The sequence below is a fragment of the Streptomyces sp. NPDC049687 genome (assembly GCF_044465285.1).
Taxonomy (GTDB): domain Bacteria; phylum Actinomycetota; class Actinomycetes; order Streptomycetales; family Streptomycetaceae; genus Streptomyces.
In genome coordinates this window covers 492,968-514,822 of sequence record NZ_JBITLN010000001.1, presented here as the reverse complement: position 1 = coordinate 514,822, position 21,855 = coordinate 492,968, and the positions used below count along the sequence as shown (strand labels likewise).

Below are 21,855 nucleotides of genomic sequence, written 5' to 3'. Positions count from 1 at the left end.
CGCCCATGTCCGACCACCCGCAGCCGTCCATACGTCCCGCCCGCGCGACCGACGAGGAGGACCTCGGCCGGCTCGACCGCGCCGTCTGGTCCTACCTGCACGCGGTCGCCCCCGCGCCGGAGCCGCCGTACGAGAGCTTCTTCCCGGTGCACGCGGGCCCGGAGGACCATCTGGTCGCCGAGCTCGACGGCCGCCTCGTCGGCTATGTGCGCCTGGGCTTCCCCACCTCGCTGGCCTCGAACGCACATGTGCGCCAGATCCGCGGTCTCGCCGTCGCCGAGGAGGCCCGGGGCAGGGGCGTCGCGCGAAGCCTGCTGCGCGCGGCCGTGGAGGAGAGCCGCCGAAGAGGGGCCCGCCGACTCACCCTGCACGTCCTGGGGCACAACAAACCGGCCCGCGCGCTCTACGAGTCCGAGGGGTTCGCCGTCGAGGGCGTGCTCCCGGAGGAGTTCTTCCTGGACGGCGCGTACGTGGACGACGTCCTCATGGGGCGCCCGCTGTGAGCGCCTGGACGACGCCGACGCTCAGGAACTGATCAGCCGGCCCGTGTCCACCGGCGCCGTCGCCGTGGCCGCCCGCTCGGCGTCGCCCGCCACCTCGGCCGCCGTCAGCACATAGCCGGTCTCCCCGTCGGAGGTGGAGCGGGCGAAGACCACGCCGAACACATCGCCGTCGGTGGTCAGCAGCGGGCCGCCGGAGTTGCCGGGACGGACCGTGGAGCGGATCGAGTAGATCTCACGGGTGACGGTCGCGTCGTTGTAGATGTTCCGGCCGGTGGCCTTCACCCGGTTCGCGACGGTCGCCGCCTGGAGGTCGAGGTCGCCGTCCTGCGGATAGCCCGCCACGACCGCCTCGTCGCCCCGCTTCGCGGAGTCGTCGAAGCCCAGCACCGGGGCGCGCAGCCGGGGCACGTACAGCACCGCCACGTCCTTGTCGGGGTCGAAGAGCACCACCGTGGCGTCGTACGACGACCCCACGCCGCCGACCCGCACGCTCGGGTGGTCGATGCCCGCCACCACGTGCGCGTTGGTCATCACATGCTCGCGCGCGTACACGAACCCGCTGCCCTCGCGGCCCTGGTCGCCCGAGGAGCCCTCGATCTTCACCGTGCTCAGCTTCGCGGCGTTGCTCGCCCGCACCGTGACGCTGTCGCCGCTGGGCTTGGCGACCCGGGCCGTCGACTCGTTCTCGAACGGGTTGAAGACCTGGGGGAAGCCCGCCTGGGTGAGCGCGGAGGTGGCGTTGGAGAACCACGCCGGGGTCGTGTCCGGCATGGCGTCCTGGACCGCGCCGAGCAGCTTGGAGTCCCGGATCGACGAGGTCACCGTCGGCGACGAGGACGCGCCCAGCACGCTCGCGGCCACCCAGGCCACGATCAGCACCGCCACCGCGTTCGCCGCCGCCCCGCCGACCCCGTCGGCCACCCGCAGCGGCCCCCGGTCCAGCTCGCGCCGCAGCCGCAGCGCGAGGCGTCCCGCCAGTTCGTGCCCGACCGCCGCCGGGACGAGCACCGTGAACACGGCCGTCACCGTCGCCGTCGTGGTCCCCGGGGTCACCAGGTTCATCATCCACGGCAGCGCCCACACGCCGACCACAGCGCCGCCCACGAACCCGGCCAGCGAGACACAGCCGGCCACCAGTCCGCGCCGGTAGCCGGAGCCGGCGTAGGCCAGGATCACCAGCACCAGCAGGATGTCGAGCAGGTCCACAGAGCCGCCTTTCTCTAGGACCCTTGAGTACGTGGGGGACGGGCCCAGTGATCAGCCGCACGCGCGCGTGCCTGAACGAGGTCGGAAACGCGTGCGTGCAGTTCGAAAAACGCCCCGGACCGTGACGATGGTTCCACCGGGTGGCACAACACACGTCGCGGGCGGAGCAAAACCGGCCGACAGTGGGTTCATGTGTGCCCTTCGACCGGCCCCCCGCAGGGCCCGGGGAGCGCGAAGACGAAGCCGCCCGGCGCGGATACCGGGCCCCCTCCTCGTGTTCCTGGGCTGCCTGCCCGGCCTCACCGCCGTCCTCGCCCTGGCGCTGTGCGCGAGCGGCGTCGACCGGACCGCCACGGCCCGGCTCACCGCCCGCGCCGACCACCCCACCCCGGCGCGCCCGGTGACGAGCGCGCACACCGCGCCCCGGCCGCACATCGTGCCCCGCTCCGCCTGGCTCGACGAACGCAGCCGGCACGCCCAGCCACCGCCGCGCTACGACGACAGGGTCGTCGCCGTCTTCCTCCACCACACCGACTCGCCCAACGGCTACGCCTGCGCCGACGCGCCCCGCATCATCCGCTACCTGTACGCGGGCCAGACAGGTGCCCGGGACTGGGACGACATCGGCTACAACTTCCTCGTCGACCGCTGCGGCACCATCTACGAGGGCCGCGCGGGCGGCGTCGACCGTCCCGTCACCGGCGCCCACACCCAGGGTTTCAACCACCGCACTGCAGGCATCGCCGCCCTCGGCACCTTCACCGCCGGTGTGCCCGTCCCGCAGGCGATGCTCGACGCGATCGCCGCCCTGACCGCCTGGAAGCTCGGCCTCTCCGACGTCGACCCGCGCGGCATGGCGCGCCTCACCTCCAGCAACAGCCTCAGCCGGTACGCCGCCGGAGCCGTCGCCAGCCTGCCCGCCCTCGCCGGCCACAACGACGGCTACATGACGAGCTGCCCCGGCGCCGCCCTCACCGCCCGCCTCCCGGAGATCCGCGCGACGGCCGCCCGCCTCCAGGGCCGCGCACCCGCCACAGCATCCTCAGGAAGGCTCACAGGAACGCCTTAGGCAGGATTCAGAGTTCTCCCATCCCCGCGTCCTACGGTCATGCACAACACAAACCGACTGGAGGTGCGGAAGATGAACAGCACTCACACCACGGAGCACACGGCCGCCGGATGGACCAGGGCCGCCCGCAGCCCCTGGATGGTCCTCTGCGCCGTCGCCGCGGTCGTCCTGGGTCCGGCCGCCGTCACCGCGTCCGCCCTCGAACAGGCCAACAAGGCCCCCCTGCACCACGCGGTCCGCGCCGACCAGGCACAGGCGTACATCCCGGCGGACACCATCCGTCGCAGGGCCGCGGCGTGAGGCCCGGCGCGGCGGCTCACTCCTTGAAGCGCCCCCACAGCCGGGGATACCGCTCCGCCAGCGCCCCCTCGTTCTCGAAGTCGACGGGCGTGCCCTCGGGTTCCGACGGTCCGGGCGCGATGCCCAGGTCCGGGGCGACGGTCCCGGTGAGCTGCTCGTAGGCCTCGTCGGCCGCGTAGCCGAGTTCCTCGCCGTCGCCGTCGATCTCCTCGTCGAACTCGTCCAGCAGATCGGCGAGCGCGTCCGGATCGTGCACCGCCCCCTCGAACACCTCCCGGCCCTGCCCGATCAGCCAGCACCGGAAGAAGTCGAAGGCGTCGTCGCTGGCCCCGTCGAGCAGCACCCACGCGGCGCCCCACAGGTCCCAGGTGTAGGCGCGGTTGTAGCGGGACTCGAAGTGCCGGGCGAAGTCGAGCACGGACTCCGGATCCATCCGGACCAGCCGCTCCACGATCAGGTCCGCCTGCTCCTCCGGGTCGCCCTCGGCGGCCTCGCGGGCGGCGTCCACCAGCTCCCAGAACTCCGACTCTTCCATCACGCGTCCAAGCATCGTGCCTCACAGGGCTGGACGCACCCCGGAGTACCGGGGTGTTTCACTCCGGACGGTACAACTCCGCCAGCCGTACGGCGTTCTCGGCGAGCCGCTTGCGCAGCGACTCGGGGGAGACCACCTCGGCCTCGGCCCCCAGCGCGGTGAGCTGAGTGTGCGCCACGTCCTCCGACTCCACCCGCAGTGTGACCGTCACCCACCCCTGCCCGTCAGGCTCCCCGGCCGCCGCCAGCGCGTCCCGCGCGGCCACCGGATCCACGGCGTGCGGCAGTCCGCGCACCCCGGCCTCCGACAGCCGTACGACGACCTCGGCGCGCAGGATCGAGCGCGCGAACCGCTCGGCCTGTCCGTCCCAGAACCCGGGCAGGTCGAAGTCCTGATCTCTGCTGAAACGATCCTTCAGGTGCTCCGCGCCGACGAACCGGTCGATCCGGTACGTCCGGAAGGCCCCGCCCTCGCGCACCCGGGCGCACAGATACCAGACCCCCGCCTTCAGCACGAGCCCGTACGGCTCCAGCTCCCGCTCGACCTCACCCTCCCCCCGCCGGTAGCGCGCCCGCACGCACCGGTCGTCCCACACCGCCTCCGCGATCACCGCCAGGAGCTCCGGCGTCTCCGGCTCCCGGAACCACGCGGGCGCGTCCAGATGGAACCGCTGCGCCGCCGCCCGCGGCGCGTCCCGCATCGAGGGCAGCAGCGCGGCGGCCACCTTCAGCCGGGCGGCGGAGGCGGCATCCTCCAGGCCCATCTCCCGCAGCGCCCCCGGCACCCCGCTCAGGAACAGCGCCTCGGCCTCCCCCCGGGCCAGCCCGGTCAGCCCCGTCCGGTACCCCCCGACCAGCCGGTACCCCCCGGCCCGCCCCCGCTCCGCGTACACCGGCACGCCCGCCTCCGAGAGCGCCTGCGCGTCCCGGGTGACGGTCCGCTCGGACACCTCCAGCTCCCGCGCCAACTCGGCGCCGGTCATGGCGGGGCGGGACTGCAGAAGCAGCACCATCTTGATCAGGCGGGCAGCGCGCATACGGTCATGATGCCGGGCTGCACCGACAGAGAAGGGGGGTACGGCAGCCGCCGCACCCCCCTTCCCCGAACCGTGACCTACAGGCCGTAGCGCTCGCGCGCCTCCTTCACCGCGGCCGCCTTGACCTCACCGCGCCGGGCCAGCTGGGCCAGCGCCGCGACGACGACCGACTGCGCGTCGACACCGAAGTGACGGCGGGCCGCCTCACGGGTGTCGGAGAGGCCGAAGCCGTCCGCACCCAGGGAGGACCAGTCCTGCTCGACCCACTGCGCGATCTGGTCGGGGACCTGGCGCATGTAGTCGGAGACCGCCAGGACCGGACCCTCGGCGCCCTGCAGCGCCAGCCGGACGTACGGCACCCGCTCCTCGCCGCGCAGCAGGGCCGCGTCGGCGTCCAGCGCGTCCCGGCGCAGCTCGGTCCAGGAGGTCGCGGACCACACGTCGGCGGCCACGCCCCACTCCTCGGCGAGCAGTTTCTGCGCCTGCAGGACCCAGTGGATCGCCGTGCCGGAGCCCAGGAGCTGGATCCGGGGCGCGTTGGCGACCGGGGAAAGTCCCGCCGACTCCGCCGTGTTGAAGCGGTACAGGCCCTTGACGATGCCCTCGTCGACGCCGGGGCCGGCCGGCTTGGCGGGCTGCGGCAGCGGCTCGTTGTAGACCGTCAGGTAGTAGAAGACGTTCGGGTCCTCACCCGGGGCGGCCTCGCCGTACATCCGGCGCAGACCGTCCTTGACGATCGTGGCGATCTCGTACGCGAACGCCGGGTCGTAGGCGAGGGCGGCCGGGTTGGTCGCCGCGATGACCGGGGAGTGGCCGTCGGCGTGCTGCAGGCCCTCGCCGGTGAGCGTGGTCCGGCCCGCCGTCGCGCCGACGAGGAAGCCGCGGCCGAGCTGGTCGCCGAGCTGCCACATCTGGTCGGCCGTGCGCTGCCAGCCGAACATCGAGTAGAAGATGTAGAACGGGATCATCGCCTCGCCGTGCGTGGCGTACGCGGTGGACGCGGCGATGAAGTCGGCCATCGAACCGGCCTCGGTGATCCCCTCGTTGAGGATCTGGCCGTTCTTGGCCTCCTTGTAGTACATCAGCTGGTCGCGGTCGACCGGCTCGTACGTCTGGCCCTTGGGGGAGTAGATCCCGAGGGAGGGGAACAGCGACTCCATGCCGAAGGTGCGCGCCTCGTCCGGCACGATCGGCACCCAGCGCCTGCCCGTCTCCTTGTCCCGGACCAGGTCCTTGACGAGCCGGACGAAGGCCATGGTGGTGGCCACGTTCTGGGAGCCGGAGCCCTTGTCGAAGGAGGCGAACGCCTTGTCGGCCGGGGCCGGCAGCGGGGCCACCGGGTGAACGCGACGGGCCGGGGCGGGGCCGCCCAGGGCAGCGCGGCGCTCCTGGAGGTAGCGGACCTCGGGGGAGTCGGCGCCGGGGTGGCCGTAGGGCACCACACCGTCGACGAAGTCGCTGTCCTTGATGGGCAGTTCGAGCAGGTCACGCATCGTCTTGAACTCGTCCACCGTCAGCTTCTTCATCTGGTGGTTGGCGTTCTTCGACGCGAAGCCCTCGCCGAGGGTGTGGCCCTTGACGGTCTGCGCCAGGATCACGGTCGGCGCGCCCTTGAACTCGACGGCGGCCTTGTAGGCGGCGTACACCTTGCGGGCCTCGTGACCACCGCGGGAGAGGTGGAAGCACTCGAGGATCTTGTCGTCGGACAGCAGCTTCGCCATCTCGACGAGCGCGGGGTCCTTGCCGAAGAAGTCCTGGCGGATGTAGGCGGCGTCGCGGGTCTGGTACGTCTGCACCTGGGCGTCCGGTACCTCGCGCAGACGGCGTACGAGCGCGCCGGTGGTGTCGAGCCGGAACAGCTCGTCCCAGGCCGAACCCCACAGCGTCTTGACGACGTTCCAGCCGGCGCCGCGGAACTGGGCCTCCAGCTCCTGCACGATCTTGAAGTTGGCGCGGACCGGGCCGTCCAGACGCTGCAGGTTGCAGTTGATGACGAAGGTCAGGTTGTCGAGACCCTCGCGGGAGGCGAGCGCGAGCGCCGCCGTGGACTCGGGCTCGTCCATCTCGCCGTCGCCGAGGAAGGCCCAGACGTGGGAGGCGGAGACGTCCTTGATGCCGCGGTTGGTCAGGTAGCGGTTGAAGCGCGCCTGGTAGATCGCGGAGAGCGGGCCGAGGCCCATCGACACCGTCGGGAACTCCCACAGCCAGGGGAGGCGGCGGGGGTGCGGATAGGAGGGGAGGCCGTTGCCGCCGGACTCGCGGCGGAAGTTGTCCAACTGGGACTCGTCCAGCCGGCCGTCGAGGAAGGCGCGGGCGTAGATGCCGGGGGAGGCGTGGCCCTGGATGTAGAGCTGGTCGCCCGAGCCGTCGGCCTCCTTGCCCTTGAAGAAGTGGTTGAAGCCGGTCTCGTAGAGCCAGGCCGCGGAGGCGAAGGTGGCGATGTGGCCGCCGACGCCGTATTTGGAGCCGCGGGTCACCATCGCGGCCGCGTTCCAGCGGTTCCACGCGGTGATCCGGCGCTCCAACGCCTCGTCACCGGGCACGCCCGGCTCGGCGGCGGTGGGGATGGTGTTGACGTAGTCGGTCTCGAGGAGCTTCGGCAGCGCGATGCCGCCCGCCTCCGCGCGCTCCAGCGTGCGGCGCATCAGGTACGCGGCACGGTGCGGGCCGGCCGCCTTGGCGACCGCGTCCAGCGAGGCCTGCCATTCGGCGGTCTCCTCGGGGTCGCGGTCCGGGAGCTGGTCGAGCTCGCTCGGCTGGATGGCGTTGGGGTCGGTCATGTCGCCGCCTTCCTCAGTCGAAGGGGGTTCCCTCATCGGCAAGGGGTTCGGGGGGTGCCCTTGGTCTTTGGCAGGACAGGGCAGCGGGGCCCTGGTGCTGTGACACCGTGCGGCTCGCGCCGCTTGGCCCGTCGGCGACTGTAACTCCCTGATCGATGATCGATCAAAGGGGGACAGGCAAAAACTCACGCTCGACAACAAAGTTGGCATTCCGTGCCAGTGATGTGGGCACGCCGTGCCGCATCTTCCCTGCTCGGATGAGCTCGGAGGGTCTTACGTGTGCGGCCGGGGAGGGTGGCTCCGGACGGCGTCCGGAGCCAGTGTGAGTGAGGGTCGTACACCCGTTTCCCGACGCGGGCCTTACCCCGTGGCCGCCTGTGCGGGGCGCGGCGCCTCCGTCCGGCCGGGCGCCTCCGTCCGGGCGGGCTCGGTGGCGGGCCGCTCGCGCTGCTCACCCTGCGCGCCCGCGGCGCGCTGCCGCTGCTCGCGGGTGATCACTTCGGTCGCGGCGCCGATGGCGAGCGCGACCGGCCACTCCAGGGCCTCCAGGGCGGCCATGCCGCCGAGAGCGCCGTAGAAGACCATCTTGCGCATCGAGGGCAGTCGCGAGGCCGCCGTGCGGGCGCCGGTGAACATGTCGCCGGGGGTCACGTACGGGATGGAGAGCTGCGGATGCGCGGTGTGCATGTGCACCACCTTGCCGCCCGCGTGCTTCTCCCCGCCCTCCGTTTCGGCCCCCCGCTGGGCGGGACCGGTCTCGGGAGCGTTCTGTTCCGCCTGCGTCGGCGGCGGTTCCTGCTGGGGTCTGGGCTGAGTCTGTGGAGAAGTCATCTCCGCCCTCCCTTGGTGGGAACGGATCTCTCCCTATGCCGCCTTCCATCCCCCGAGTCGGATAAACGGCCTGATACGCACGAATCAGGCGTAGTTCACCGCAGGGCGCCCGCCGGTGACGAACGACTTCCAGAGCATGACGGACAGGCGGAGCAGCGCGGCCTCGAGCAGGGCGATCGCCACGTGGGTCAGGGCCGTGGTCAGGATGTGCGGCATGGTGCGGCCGCCTTTCGTGTGCAAACGTGCGGGGACCGCTCCTTTGTCCGGTCTCATCCCGTCCGTCAGGCGGCGACCAGGTGTCCTTCAGGTGAACTCTCCCTTGCCGGACGGGCGCGCCGCACCACGGCGGGCACGAGGACCGACGCCACCGCCGACACCAGGGCGATCGTCCAGGCCGCGGGCCCCAGCGGGCGGCTGCCGAAGAAGTGGCTGAGCCCCGGCACGCTCACCACCACGGCCAGCGTCGCCAGAGACCCCACCACGGCCGCCGCGACCAGGGGATCGCGGCCCGCGTCCTGCAGCGTCTGCAGGAGTTGGGAGGAGACCAGCGCGACCAGGGCCACGGTGTCGGCGCGCCCCCTCGTGCCGGTCGCGCGGGCGACCACCCAGGCGCCGGCGGCGGCCGCCGTGGTGACGACGGCCCGCAGCCGCATATGGCGGGTGAGCGCAGCCCCGAGCGATGCCTCCGGCCCCTCCGCGAGCAGCCGGTCCGGGTCGTCGGCCGGCGGCCGGGCGGCGATCGCCAGGGCGGGCAGCATGTCCGTGAGCAGGTTGACCAGGAGCAACTGGCGGGCGTTGAGCGCGCTGCCGCCGGTGAGCAGACCGGTGGCCAGGGTGAAGACGATCTCCCCGACGTTGCCGCCGAGCAGGATGCCCAGCGCCTTGCGCACCGAGGCCCACATGGCCCGGCCCTCGACGATCGCGTCGACGATGGTCTCGATACGGTCGTCGGTGACCACCACGTCGGCGGCGGAGCGGGCCGCCGGCGTCGCCCGGGAGCCCAGGGCGATGCCGACGTCGGCGATCCGGATCGCGGGCGCGTCGTTGGCGCCGTCCCCGGTGACGGCGACGATCCGGCCGGCCGAGCGCAGCGCGCCGACGATACGGACCTTGTGCGCCGGGGTGACCCGGGCGAACACCGTGACGTCCGGCAGCGCCCCGGTAAGCGCGTCGTCGTCCAGGGCGTCCAGCTCCGCGCCCGTCATCAGCCGCGGTTCCCGGTCGGGCTGCAGCTCCCGGGCGATCGCGGCGGCGGTGCTGGGATGGTCGCCGGTGACCATGACGATCCGCACCCCGGCCCGGGCCAGCCGGTTCACACTCTCGGCGGCGGTGGCCCGCACCGGGTCCGCGAGCCCGAGCAGGCCCAGCAGACACAGACCGTCCAGGTTCTCGTCGCTGACGTCCGCGAGCCGGGCGAGCGCCCCGTCGTCCTGCGGCGCGTCCGGCGCCATGACGTGGTCGGCGACCGCGAGCACCCGCAGACCCTGCCGGGCCAGCCGGTCGACCTCCGCCTCGATCGCCTGCCGCACCCCGTCGTCGAACGGCTCGGTGTCGCCGTCGCGGCGCACCCGGTCGCAGCGGGCCAGGACGACCTCCGGCGCGCCCTTGACGACGATCCGCGCCCGGCCCCCGGACCGCCCCAGCACGGCGTGGAAGCCGCGCCCCGGCTCGAACGGCAGCTCCGTGACCCGTTCCCAGTCGTCCGAGGCGAGCCCGGCGGCCCGGGCCGGAGACGCCCCCAGCAGCTCGACCCCGGCCGCGATGGCCCGGTCGGTGGGATGGGCGAGCCCCGAGGCCGGACCCGGCGGACCCGCCAGCGCCGCCGTGGCCACGACCCGGCGCAGCGCAGGCGTCAGCCGGTCCGGGGGACGCCGCTCCAGCCCGTCGGACACCTGCTGAAGGCTGATCCTGCCCTCGGTCAGGGTGCCGGTCTTGTCGAAGCACAGCACATCCGTACGCCCCAGTGCCTCGATGGTGGAGGCACTGCGGACGAGGGTGTCGCGGGCGGACAGCCGACGGGCCGCGGCCAGTTCCGCCACCGTCGCGACGAAGGGCAGCCCCTCCGGTACGGCGGCCACGCACAGGCTCACCGCGGAGCCCAGGGCGGCGCCCAGCGGCCGCCTGCGCAGCAGGTCGACGGCGAAGAGCACGGCTCCCGCGGCCACGGACATCGGCAGGAACCACCGGCCCAGCGCCTTCAGCCGCCGCTCCACACCGCTCTCCGGCGGCCCTTCCTCGGGAGCGGCCTCGGCGGCGCCGCCCGCCTCGGTGGCGGTCCCGGTGGCGACGACCACGGCGAGCGCGTGACCCGCCGCCACCGTCGTCCCCTGGTAGAGCATGGAGGTCCGGTCCGCCACCGCCCGGGCCGCGTTCGGCGCGGAGCTCTTGGCGACAGGCAGCGACTCACCGGTGAGGCTGGACTCGTCGGCCTCCAGGCCGGTCGCCCGCACCACCCGGCAGTCGGCCGGGACCGCGTCACCGGCCCGCAGCTCGATCACATCCCCGCGCACCAGTTGCTCCGCCGGCACCTCGACCGGCTCGCCCCCGTCGGCCCGGCGCACCCGCGCCTGCACCGAGGTCGCCTCGACGAGCCGCTCCGCCGCCGCGTCCGCCCGCTGCCGCTGCACCCCGCCGACCAGCGCGTCCACCCCCAGGACCCCGCCGATCAGCACGGCGTCCAGCACCGAGCCCAGCGCCGCCGAGATGCCGCCGCCGATCGCCAGGACGGGCGTGAGCGGATTGGCCAGTTCCTCCACGATCCGGCCGGCCAGCGTCATGGGACCGTCGTGCCGGTCCCGGCCCTCCGACTGCCGCCGCCGGGCCGCCTCGGCCTCGTCCAGGCCACGGGAGGAGGTGCCGAGCCGCGTCATCACCTGACGTACCGTCATGGCGTGCCAGGGGGTGCGCTCGATGGCCGCCGGGGCCGGGCGGGCGTGCAGCCGCCGGCCCGCCCAGAACCCCGCCGTGATCCCGGCGACGGTCACTCCGTCGTTCACCAGCCGCGCCCGGGCCCAGGCGCCGGGACGGGGGACGAGGAAGGTGAGTGCCGAGGCCGCGAGGGCGCCGGCGCCCTCCAGGCGGGTGCACAGCACACTGACCCGCCGGGCCTCCGGCAGGGCGGACAGCAGCAGATGGACGACATCGGGCGGAGCGGCCACATGGGCCTCCCACGGCACCCGCCGGGTACCGGTGAGCACCCCGACGCCCAGGTCCGCACGGGCGAAGGCACGCCCGGCCCGGGCCGTCACCACCGCGACGCCATGACCCTCGGCCTGAAGCGAACGCACCAGCGCGGCCGTACGGCGATGTCCCGTGGGAACCGCCTCCTCCAGCCCGAACCGGCGGTGCAGCCCCGGCGGGCCGCCCACCAGGCGCACCTGCCCGCACTCACCCGCCGCGCGCACCAAGTGATGGGCCAGCGGATGCAGTTGAGGCACCAGTCCGGCCACGGCGACCGGCGTCCCCTCCCGCAGTACGATCACGACCTGCGCCCCCTCCTCCTCCCACCGCGCCGCCAGCGCGGCCGTCTCCCCGGCCGGACCGGCGCCCCCGTCCGCGACGGGCCGCAACACCCACCCCGACGGCTGCCGCGCGGCCTCCCGCCCACGCCGCTCGCTCCACTCGCCGGCCCCGATCAACTCATGGACCCGCGCATGGATTTCGTCGTCGCCCGGCCCGTCCGGCACGTCGCCGTCGCCGTCCGGCCCCCATGGCTCGCCGGCCGGGGTCAGGCGGGCCATGTGCCCGACCGTCCAGCCACCGCCCGTCAGGACACGGGCGTCGAGGACCACGGTGTCGATGCGGTCGAGGCGGCGCAGGGCCTCCGGGCGCAGGACAAGTGCTCCCCGGTCGGAGAGGGTCCGGGCCACCGAGGAGGCGAACGACTCGCGGCCGAAGCGGGGTCCCCGCGGCGTCCCGGCGGTCAGCAGCGCCAGCCCCCGGTCATGGCCGAGCGTGCCTGTCGCGGTGAGCCCGTACGCCGCCAGCGACACCGGCACCGCGAGGTTGGCGTACCGCTCGCCGGGCCCCGGCGGCAGCGGGGCGGGCCGCAGGTAGGCCGGTGCCGCGTCGTGCCGGTACGTCCCCTCGTGCGCGGCCAGCCTGGGCGCCCAGTCCTGCCACGCCCTGCGGCGGGCCTGCGCCTCCGTGTACCGGGCCCCGGCCAGCACGGTGCTCACCGCCGCGCCGAGCGGCCGGAACGTCAGCGTCGTCACCAGCAGGTTCGCCGCGGCCCAGCCCTGTTCGGCGGTCGTCTCGCCGAGCCGGGCCGCGACAGCCTCGCGCAGCCGTGGCGTGGCCTCCAGGAGTTGGAGCGCCGAGAGCACGATCGGCGGCAGACCGCGCAGGCGCAGTGCGTTGCCGACCGACGCCACCCCGACCGCCACCACACCCGCGCCGAGTTGTACGGCCGCCCCGAGCGCCGACCCCGCCGCACCGGGGAACCCGACCGGTCCCGAAGCCCGCCGCACACCGGCACCCCGCCCCTCCTCGTCACCCTCACCCCCGGCCTCGGCCGCCGGCTCCGGCGTGTCCGCGTCCGCTGCGGCGACCAGCGCCAGCACGCTCTCCAGCTCGGTCTCGGGCCCGCACGCGACGTAGACACAGCCCAGCACGCCGTTCACCTCGGCGCGGCGGACGCCCGGCACCTCGCGCAGCGCGGCCTCCATCGCGCGGGCGGCGTCGACCGTGCCGGGCCGGCCCAGGCGCCGCACCTCGATCTGTACGCCGCCGTCGACCGGCCAGTGCCGGGGCGCACCCGGCTCGGACCCGGAAGTCATCCATTCCGTAGCCGATCTGATGGTTCCCGACAGTACTGAACCAACTGCGGCAGACGCTGACAAAACGGAACGCGAAAGGGTGGACGGGGAGAGCACGGGCCAGATCACGCGGCCTCCATCGGCCAACGGTTTGTCGTGGTCGGCGCCCCGGAGGACACACGGTTTCCACCAGTATGTGCACATCCCGGTGGCATCGTCCTGCGCAGCCACGCCGGGATACGCCCGGGGAGGGAGCCCGCGGCCCGTCAGTCGTGCGGCTGGGCGGCCCGCGGGGCACAGCCGAGGACGTGCGCCTTCACCAGCTCGGCGATCCTCGGGTCCCGCCGGCGGAACGCCTCGACCAGCTCCTCGTGCTCCTCGGCGTAGGACTGCTGCCGCGTCCCCAGCCAGCGTATCGACAGGGCGGTGAACACCTCGATGCCGAGGCCCTCCCAGGTGTGCAGCAGCACGGAGTTGCCCGCCGCCCGCACCAGCTCCCGGTGGAAGCCGACGGTGTGCCGCACCTGGGCGGTGCCGTCGGCGTTGCGGTCGGCCTCGTGGAGCGCGGCGACATGCGGCTCGAGGGCCGAGCAGTCCTCCGCCAGCCGCTGGGCCGCCAGCTCGGCGGCGATCGCCTCCAGACCGGCCCGCACCGGGTAACTCTCCTCCAGGTCGGCCGCGGTCAGGTTCCGCACCCGTACGCCCTTGTTCGGCGCGGACTCGATCAACCGCAGCGACTCCAGCTCGCGCAGCGCCTCCCGCACCGGGGTCTGGCTGACCTCCAGCTCGGTGGCGATCCGCCGCTCCACGATCCGCTCACCCGGCTTCCAGCGACCGCTGACGATCCCCTCCACGATGTGCTCGCGGATCTGTTCGCGCAGCGAGTGGACGACGGGCGCGGTCATGAGTGCTCCTTAAGGAGGGGCCGCCCATGGGCCCCCGGGCGTTTGACGTTTAGACAATACGGCTGGTTCGCTTCGCCGACAGGGCGCGCGGGGGTGCTTTGTCCCAGGTGAGACGAGGCGCACACGGGGTCGGTCCGACCCGCCGGTGGGCGGTCGCAGGCCCAGTGTGGCTGGTCGCGCGGTTCCCCGCGCCCCCGGGGCGTGGGAGCGCCCGCCGGAAAAGGCGGCGCCCCGCCCGGAAAAGCCCGGACGGGGCGTCGTACTGCCTGATGAGGCGACTCAGAGGCCGAGCTCGACCTCGAACTCGCCCGCCTCCAGGATCGCCTTGACCGCGGTCAGGTAACGGGCCGCGTCGGCGCCGTCGACCAGGCGGTGGTCGTAGGACAGGGTCAGGTACGTCATGTCGCGGACGCCGATGACCGTGCCCTCCTCCGTCTCGATGACGGCCGGGCGCTTGACCGTGGCGCCGATACCGAGGATCGCGACCTGGCCCGGCGGCACGATGATCGTGTCGAAGAGCGCACCGCGCGAACCGGTGTTGGAGATGGTGAAGGTCGCGCCGGACAGCTCGTCCGGGGTGATCTTGTTGGCGCGGACCTTGCCGGCCAGGTCGGCCGTGGCCTTGGCGATACCGGCGATGTTGAGGTCGCCGGCGCCCTTGATGACCGGGGTCATCAGGCCCTTCTCCGAGTCCACCGCGATACCGACGTGCTCGGTGTCGAAGTAGGTGATCGTGCCCTCGGCCTCGTTGATCTTGGCGTTGATGACCGGGTGGGCCTTCAGCGCCTGGGCCGCCGCCTTCACGAAGAACGGCATCGGGGAGAGCTTGACGCCCTCACGGGCCGCGAAGGAGTCCTTCGCCCTGGCGCGCAGCTTCATCAGCCGCGTGACGTCGACCTCGACGACCGACGACAGCTGGGCCTGCTCGCGCAGCGCCTTGACCATGTTGTCGCCGATGACCTTGCGGATGCGCGGCATCTTGACGGTCTGGCCACGGAGGGGGGAGACCTCCAGCGCCGGAGCCTTCTTCGCGCCGGCGGCAGCCGGTGCGGCAGCGGCCGGAGCCGGAGCGGCGGCCGCGGCCTTCGCGGCCTCGGCGGCGGCGAGCACGTCCTGCTTGCGGATCCGGCCGCCGACGCCGGTGCCCTTGACGGAGCCCAGGTCGACAGCGTTCTCCGCGGCGAGCTTGCGCACCAGCGGGGTGACGTAGGCGCCCTCGTCGGTGGGCTGGGCTGCGGCGGGCGCGGCCGGAGCCGGGGTGACCGGAGCCGGAGCGGCCGGCGCGGGAGCCGGGGCGGCCGGAGCGGCGGCGACCGGAGCGGGCGCGGGAGCCGGGGCGGGAGCGGCCGGCGCGGGAGCCGGGGCGGCCGGAGCCGCGGGGGCGGCCGGGGCCTCGGCGGCGGGCGCCGGAGCCGGGGCGGCCGGGGCCGGAGCGGCGGCCGGAGCCGCGCCCGGGGCGCCGATGACGGCGAGCTTGGCGCCGACCTCGGCGGTCTCGTCCTCCCCGACGGTGATCTCGAGCAGCACACCGGAGGTGGGCGCAGGGATCTCGGTGTCGACCTTGTCGGTGGAGACCTCGAGCAGCGGCTCGTCGGCCTCGACGGAGTCGCCGACCGACTTCAGCCAGCGGGTCACGGTGCCCTCGGTGACGGACTCGCCGAGCGCGGGCAGGACGACGTCCGTGCCCTCGGCGGAGCCGCCGCCGGACGCGGCCTCGGCGGTGGGAGCCGGGGCCGGAGCCGCCTGCTCGGTGGACGGCTGGGCGGCCGGGGCCGGCTCGGGGGCCGGCGGCGCGACCTCCTCGGCGGCCGGGGCCGGAACGGCGGCGGGAGCGCCGGTGCCGTCGTCGATGACGGCCAGCTCGGCGCCGACCTCGACCGTCTCGTCCTCGGCGACCTTGATGGAGGCCAGGATGCCGGCGGCGGGGGAGGGGATCTCGGTGTCGACCTTGTCGGTCGAGACCTCGAGCAGCGGCTCGTCGGCCTCGACGCGCTCACCCTCGGCCTTCAGCCAGCGGGTGACAGTGCCCTCGGTGACGCTCTCGCCGAGCGCCGGAAGGGTTACGGAAACCGCCATGGTTTCGGTTGCTCCTTACGAGTTGCGGAAGTCTGTGTCGTCGCTTCGTCGACCGAGGGTCAGTCGTGCGAGTGCAGCGGCTTGCCCGCCAGGGCCAGGTGGGCCTCGCCCAGCGCCTCGTTCTGCGTCGGGTGGGCGTGCACGAGCTGGGCGACCTCGGCCGGCAGGGCTTCCCAGTTGTAGATCAGCTGGGCCTCGCCGACCTGCTCGCCCATGCGGTCGCCGACCATGTGGACGCCGACCACGGCACCGTCCTTGACCTGGACGAGCTTGATCTCGCCCGAGGTGTTAAGGATCTTGCTCTTGCCGTTGCCCGCAAGGTTGTACTTCAGAGCGACGACCTTGTCCGCGCCGTAGATCTCCTTGGCCTTGGCCTCGGTGATGCCCACGGAGGCGACCTCGGGGTGGCAGTACGTCACCCGCGGAACACCGTCGTAGTCGATCGGGACGGTCTTCAGACCGGCCAGGCGCTCCGCCACCAGGATGCCCTCGGCGAAGCCGACGTGCGCGAGCTGGAGGGTCGGGACGAGGTCGCCGACGGCGGAGATGGTGGGGACGTTCGTCCGCATGTACTCGTCGACCAGGACATAGCCGCGGTCCATCGCCACGCCCTGCTCCTCGTAGCCGAGGCCGGCGGAGACGGGCCCGCGGCCCACCGCGACGAGCAGGATCTCGGCCTCGAACTCCTTGCCGTCGGCCAGGGTGACCTTGACGCCGTCGGCGGTGTACTCGGCCTTCGAGAAGAAGGTGCCCAGGTTGAACTTGATGCCGCGCTTGCGGAACGCGCGCTCAAGAAGCTTCGAGCTGTTCTCGTCCTCGACCGGGACGAGGTGCTTCAGACCCTCGATGACGGTGACGTCCGCGCCGAAGGACTTCCACGCGGAGGCGAACTCGACGCCGATGACACCGCCGCCGAGGATGATCGCGGACTTCGGCACGCGGTCCAGGACGAGGGCGTGGTCGGAGGAGATGATCCGGTTGCCGTCGATCTCCAGACCCGGCAGCGACTTCGGCACGGAGCCGGTCGCGAGCAGCACGTGGCGGCCCTGGATGCGCTTCCCGCCGACATCCACGGAAGTGGGGGAGGACAGACGTCCCTCACCCTCGATGTACGTCACCTTGCGGGAGGCGACGAGACCCTGCAGGCCCTTGTACAGGCCCGAGATGACACCGTCCTTGTACTTGTGGACCCCGGCGATGTCGATGCCCTCGAAGGTGGCCTTGACGCCGAACTGCGCGCTCTCGCGCGCCTGGTCGGCGATCTCGCCCGCGTGCAGCAGGGCCTTGGTGGGGATGCAACCCCGGTGCAGGCAGGTGCCGCCGACCTTGTCCTTCTCGATCAGGGCGACGTCCAGACCCAGCTGCGCCCCGCGCAGGGCCGCGGCGTAACCGCCACTACCACCGCCGAGAATCACTAGGTCGAAAACGGTGCTGGCGTCGTTCGCCACGTCACGTCCTCCATGCATGTGCGCCGTGCGCCGGTCGTCGCTGACCGCCGGCGGCTGGTGTCCGGCCGCTCTTTCTTCGGCCCTGTGGTGGGGGCCCTGTCCTGCCGAGCCCCATCTTTGCACTTGAAGGAGACGAACGAGACGCCGGGCCGGGGTGTGAGACACCCCACGCTCACTTGTGACCAAGGGGAGCGGTCCTCCCCGGAGGCGCGGGACTGTGTCGATCTGCGGCTCCGCCGCGCGGGCGCGACCAGCCACGTGATCAGACACACAGTCCCGCTCCCCGCGGCGAATTAGCCGAGATCCCCCGCGGCGGTCAGCTCGGCCAGCCGCACCAGCGTCCGCACGGCCGTCCCGGTACCACCCTTCGGCGTGTACCCGAAGGGACCTCCCTCGTTGAACGCCGGCCCGGCGATGTCGAGGTGGGCCCAGGTGATCCCCTCACCCACGAACTCCCGGAGGAACAGCCCGGCGACGAGCCCGCCGCCCATCCGCTCACCCATGTTCGCGATGTCGGCCGTGGAGGAGTCCATGCCCTTCCTCAGGTGCTCCGGCAGCGGCATCGGCCACGCCGGCTCGCCGACCTCCTCGGCGGCCTCGTACACCGCCGTGCGGAACGCGTCGTCGTTGGCCATGATCCCGAACGTGCGGCTGCCCAGCGCCAGCATCATCGCGCCGGTGAGGGTCGCCACGTCGACGATCGCGTCGGGCTTCTCCTGCGAGGCGGCCCACAGCGCGTCGGCGAGGACCAGCCGGCCCTCGGCGTCGGTGTTGAGCACCTCCACCGTCTTGCCGCTGTACATGCGCAGCACGTCACCGGGGCGGGTGGCGGTGCCCGACGGCATGTTCTCGGCGAGCGCCAGCCAGCCGGTGACGTTGACCTCGAGGCCCAGGCGCGCGGCGGCGACCACGGCGGCGAAGACCGCCGCCGCACCGCTCATGTCGCACTTCATGGTCTCGTTGTGGCCGGCCGGCTTCAGCGAGATGCCGCCCGAGTCGTAGGTGATGCCCTTGCCGACGAAGGCGAGGTGCTTGTCCGCCTTCGAGGAGGTGTACGAGAGCTTGACCAGGCGCGGGGCCGAGGCGGAGCCGCCGCCGACGCCCAGGATGCCGCCGTAGCCGCCCTTGGCGAGCGCCTTCTCGTCGAGGACCTGCACCTTGATGCCGTGCTCCTTGGCCGCGCTCTGCGCCAGGGCGGCGAACGCCTCGGGGTTGAGGTCGTTGGGCGGCATGTTGATCAGGTCGCGGGCCCGGTTGAGCTCCTCGCCCACGGCGGCGGCACGGGCGAGCGCGGCCTTGTGGGCGGCGTCGCGCGGCTTCCCGCCGAGCAGGACGGCCTCGGCGAGCGGCGCCTTGGTGTTCTTGGCCTTGGCGTCGGCGCCGTTCTGCTTGTAGGCGTCGAACGAGTACGCGCCCAGCACCACGCCCTCGGCGACCGCGCCGACGTCGCCGGCGTCCGTGAGCGGCAGGGCGAAGGCGGCCTTCTTGGAGCCGGTGAGGGTGCGGGCGGCCACGCCGGCCGCCCTGCGGAGCGCCTCGGAGTCGAAGGAGAGGTCCTTCTCGGGCTCCGCGCCCAGCCCCACCGCGAGCACGAGCGGTGCCTTGAAGCCGGCCGGGGCGGGCAGCTTCGTCACCTCGCCCTCGGCGCCGGTGGCACCGAGGGTTTCCAGGACGCCGGCGAGGCGGCCGTCGTAGGCCTTGTCGACGGGCTCGGCGCCCGGGGCGACGAGCAGGGCCCCGGACCTGGACGCAGCGCCCTTGGCGACACCGATCACGATCGCGTCGGCCCGGAGGCCGGGCGCCGCGGCGGTGCTGAGAGTGAGAGCAGTCACGGTGGTGAAATCTCGCTTCCGATGTGAAGTTGCTGTGGCCGGAATGTGTGGGTCGACCGGGCCCGGCAGCAGACCCTAGACCGAGCCGCCGGACTCCCGCCTGTCTCGCCCTTCGGGCGGACGACGGGACTCCGACACGCACGGTCTGATCTCGGCCGAAGGAGCGGTCGCGTCCGGGGTCGGTCCCACCGGCGCGGCGAACCGGTGTGACGAACCCCGCAACGAGCGTACGCGTGCCTGCGCATTCGCTCATGCACGCGAGCGTTCACCTGTCGGTGGCGTCGTAGCCACTTCTGGATCCTCGCACTCCATGAGCTGGGTCACACTCGTCGAGTTCCGGCGAGCAGATCACTTCGCCGTTTCGCATGATTTCCACGGATTCTTCGCCGTATTGGCACAGCCATGCCCGCGCGCGGACATCCATTTCTGGGGGAGGACACACCATGGCGCAGCGTGCGCGCATGTGGAGAACCACCAAAAACGCCGCCGCTTTCCTGGCGGCCGCAGGGCTGACGGCGCTGAGTCTGGGGGCGGCACCCGGCGCCACCGCTGCGGGCGAGCCGCGGATCGACCTGAGGGTCCTGGTCGTCGACAACGGGGACAGCCCCGTGCAGGCGATCACCGCCCAGCTCAAGAGCACCGGCATCCCGTACACGATCGTCGACCTCAACTCCGCGAGCCGTCCGACGATCACCGCGGCCTTCCTGGCCGACACCGTGAACGGGACACCGAGGGCGAAGTTCCAGGGCGTGGTGCTGCCCAACGAGGCACCGTTCGGGGCCGGTTCGGCGGAGCAGACTGCCCTGGAGGCCTACGAGAGGACGTACGGCATCCCGCAGGTCGACGCCTACACCTGGGCGCATCCGGAGGTCGGCCTGGAGTACGCCTCGTACTCCGGCTCCCTCGACGGGCAGTCGGCGACGGTCACCACCGCCGGCAAGGGGGGCTGGTTCGGCTACCTCGACGGCGGCCTCACCTTCGAGGACAACTCACCGACGGTCGGCGAGAGTTACGGCTATCTCGCGGCGCCCCGCGCCGGCTACACCAGCTATGTCGACGCACCGCTGCCGGGCGGCGGCGGCACCGGCAGCCTGGTCGGCGAGTACACCCACGACGGACGCCGCGAGCTGGTCGTGACGTTCGCCTACAACCAGTACCAGCAGCAGTTCCGGCTGCTGGCCCGCGGCATCGTCGAGTGGCTCACCCAGGGCATCCACCTGGGCCAGGCCCGAAACTACTTCGCGGTGCACGTCGACGACGTGTTCGCGCCCGACGCCCGCTGGGACGCCGAGCGCAACTGCACGCCCGGCGACATCGACTGCGTCGGCGGCGGTGACGACGACGGCACCCCGATCCGGATGACCGAGGCCGACGCGGCCTACGCCGCGCAGTGGCAGCAGGAGCACGGCTTCACCATGGACATGGTGTACAACGCCGGTGCCGGGGAGGAGTGGAAGACCGAGAACGGCGGCACCGACGCCATGGCCGACCGGCTCCTCGCCGACAAGGCCAGGTACCGCTGGATCAACCACACCTACACGCACCCGTTCCTCGGCTGCGTCCAGGACACCTCCACCGTGCCGTGGAGCTGCGCGAAGAACGCCGACGGCTCCACGCAGTACATGAGCCGCGCCGACATCTCCGCGCAGATCCGCGACAACAACAACTGGGCGGCCGGCAAGGGTCTGCCGATCGACCGCACCGAGCTGGTCACCGGTGAGCACTCGGGGCTGAGGACGCTGCCGCAGCAGCCCAACGACAACCCCAACCTGGCCGGAGCCCTCTCCGACAACGGCGTCAAGTGGATCGCCTCGGACAACTCGCGCGAGCCCGAGCAGCGCGCGGTGGGCAAGGCGCTGACCGTTCCGCGCTACCCGATGAACGTGTACTACAACACAGGCACCAAGGCCGAGATGGCCGACGAGTACAACTGGATCTACACCTCCAGGGCGGACGGCGGCAGCGGCATCTGCGAGGGCAACGCGTCCTCGACCTGTCTGTCCCGGCCGCTGGACCCGGACACGGGCTTCAGCGACCACATCGTCCCGCAGGAGGCCCGCACCGACCTGGGTCACGCCATCAGCAACGACCCGCGTCCGCACTACGCCCACCAGTCCAACCTCGCCGAGGACCGCCTGCTCTACCCGGTCATGGAGAACGTGCTGGCCGACTACAAGGCGCTGTTCGCCGACAACACCCCGCTGGAGAACCTCCGCCAGAGCGCCATCGGCACCGAGCTCCAGCGCCGCGCCGCCTGGCAGGCCGCCGTCGCGAACAACAGGGTGACCGCCTACCGCATCGGCGCCACCGTCACCCTCACCGCGCCGAACGGGACGCAGATCCCGGTCACCGCGCCCGAGGGGACGAAGAAGCAGCAGCTCATCGGCAGCTCCGCGTTCGGCACGCCGTACGCCGGCCGCCGCTCGGACTGGACCACGCCGAACGGCCTGCAGACCTCGGTCACGCTCAAGCTGCCGTAAGAGCTCCGAACGACAACGCCCCCCAAGGGGCGCGGAGCCGCATGCGACATGCGGCTACCGCCGCGTGGCCGCGACCAGCCACAACGGAACTGCGGGC

General features: G+C 72.7%; 15 protein-coding genes. 4 read left to right on the top strand and 11 right to left on the bottom strand.

What is annotated here, in order from left to right; translation table 11 throughout:
* Positions 1-5 precede the first annotated feature (5 nt).
* A complete protein-coding gene (locus ACIBVL_RS02340) occupies positions 6-503 on the top strand; it encodes a GNAT family N-acetyltransferase (protein WP_399090412.1) in 498 nt (165 codons plus the stop codon).
* A 21-nt stretch (positions 504-524) separates the two neighbouring features.
* Here ACIBVL_RS02340 and ACIBVL_RS02335 read toward each other — a convergent pair whose 3' ends face one another.
* On the bottom strand, positions 525-1,709 hold the full coding sequence (locus ACIBVL_RS02335) for a MarP family serine protease (RefSeq protein ID WP_399090409.1): 1,185 nt from the start codon (positions 1,707-1,709) through the stop codon (positions 525-527).
* A gap of 190 nt (positions 1,710-1,899) precedes the next feature.
* Between ACIBVL_RS02335 and ACIBVL_RS02330 the strand changes: the two genes are divergently transcribed.
* Both ACIBVL_RS02330 and ACIBVL_RS02325 read left to right on the top strand, forming a co-directional pair.
* Positions 1,900-2,778, top strand: coding sequence for a peptidoglycan recognition protein (locus ACIBVL_RS02330; protein ID WP_399090406.1), 879 nt, complete (start codon positions 1,900-1,902; stop codon positions 2,776-2,778).
* Positions 2,779-2,850: 72 nt separating this feature from the next.
* Positions 2,851-3,078, top strand: coding sequence for a hypothetical protein (locus tag ACIBVL_RS02325; RefSeq protein ID WP_399090403.1), 228 nt, complete (start codon positions 2,851-2,853; stop codon positions 3,076-3,078).
* Between the two features lie 16 nt (positions 3,079-3,094).
* Here the strand turns inward: ACIBVL_RS02325 and ACIBVL_RS02320 are convergent, their stop codons facing one another.
* From ACIBVL_RS02320 to ACIBVL_RS02275, 10 genes are all read right to left on the bottom strand, one after another.
* Complete coding sequence (locus ACIBVL_RS02320) at positions 3,095-3,613, bottom strand: DUF4240 domain-containing protein (protein ID WP_399091991.1); 519 nt, start codon at positions 3,611-3,613, stop codon at positions 3,095-3,097.
* Positions 3,614-3,671: 58 nt separating this feature from the next.
* Complete coding sequence (locus ACIBVL_RS02315; RefSeq protein ID WP_399090400.1) at positions 3,672-4,649, bottom strand: helix-turn-helix transcriptional regulator; 978 nt, start codon at positions 4,647-4,649, stop codon at positions 3,672-3,674.
* 77 nt (positions 4,650-4,726) lie between these two features.
* A complete protein-coding gene (gene aceE / locus ACIBVL_RS02310) occupies positions 4,727-7,429 on the bottom strand; it encodes a pyruvate dehydrogenase (acetyl-transferring), homodimeric type (protein ID WP_399090397.1) in 2,703 nt (900 codons plus the stop codon).
* 360 nt (positions 7,430-7,789) lie between these two features.
* Positions 7,790-8,260, bottom strand: a complete 471-nt coding sequence (locus ACIBVL_RS02305) for a hypothetical protein (RefSeq protein WP_399090394.1) — start codon at positions 8,258-8,260, stop codon at positions 7,790-7,792.
* A gap of 84 nt (positions 8,261-8,344) precedes the next feature.
* Positions 8,345-8,476: a hypothetical protein gene (locus ACIBVL_RS02300; RefSeq protein ID WP_399090391.1), complete on the bottom strand. Its 132-nt coding sequence runs from the start codon at positions 8,474-8,476 to the stop codon at positions 8,345-8,347.
* A 65-nt stretch (positions 8,477-8,541) separates the two neighbouring features.
* The gene (locus ACIBVL_RS02295) at positions 8,542-13,038 is read right to left on the bottom strand and encodes an HAD-IC family P-type ATPase (RefSeq protein ID WP_399090388.1); all 4,497 of its coding nucleotides are present in this window, start codon (positions 13,036-13,038) and stop codon (positions 8,542-8,544) included.
* A 245-nt stretch (positions 13,039-13,283) separates the two neighbouring features.
* Entirely contained in the window at positions 13,284-13,922 is a 639-nt protein-coding gene (locus ACIBVL_RS02290) for a GntR family transcriptional regulator (RefSeq protein WP_399090385.1), read from the bottom strand.
* Positions 13,923-14,201: 279 nt separating this feature from the next.
* Positions 14,202-15,998 (bottom strand): 2-oxoglutarate dehydrogenase, E2 component, dihydrolipoamide succinyltransferase, encoded by a 1,797-nt coding sequence (gene sucB / locus ACIBVL_RS02285; RefSeq protein WP_399090382.1) that lies wholly within the window; start codon positions 15,996-15,998, stop codon positions 14,202-14,204.
* Between the two features lie 59 nt (positions 15,999-16,057).
* Positions 16,058-17,446, bottom strand: a complete 1,389-nt coding sequence (lpdA, locus tag ACIBVL_RS02280; protein ID WP_399090379.1) for a dihydrolipoyl dehydrogenase — start codon at positions 17,444-17,446, stop codon at positions 16,058-16,060.
* 293 nt (positions 17,447-17,739) lie between these two features.
* Positions 17,740-19,278 (bottom strand): leucyl aminopeptidase, encoded by a 1,539-nt coding sequence (locus ACIBVL_RS02275; protein ID WP_399090376.1) that lies wholly within the window; start codon positions 19,276-19,278, stop codon positions 17,740-17,742.
* Positions 19,279-19,739: 461 nt separating this feature from the next.
* Here ACIBVL_RS02275 and ACIBVL_RS02270 point away from each other — a divergent pair, with 461 nt between their 5' ends.
* Positions 19,740-21,758, top strand: coding sequence for a hypothetical protein (locus ACIBVL_RS02270; protein WP_399090373.1), 2,019 nt, complete (start codon positions 19,740-19,742; stop codon positions 21,756-21,758).
* Positions 21,759-21,855 lie beyond the last annotated feature (97 nt).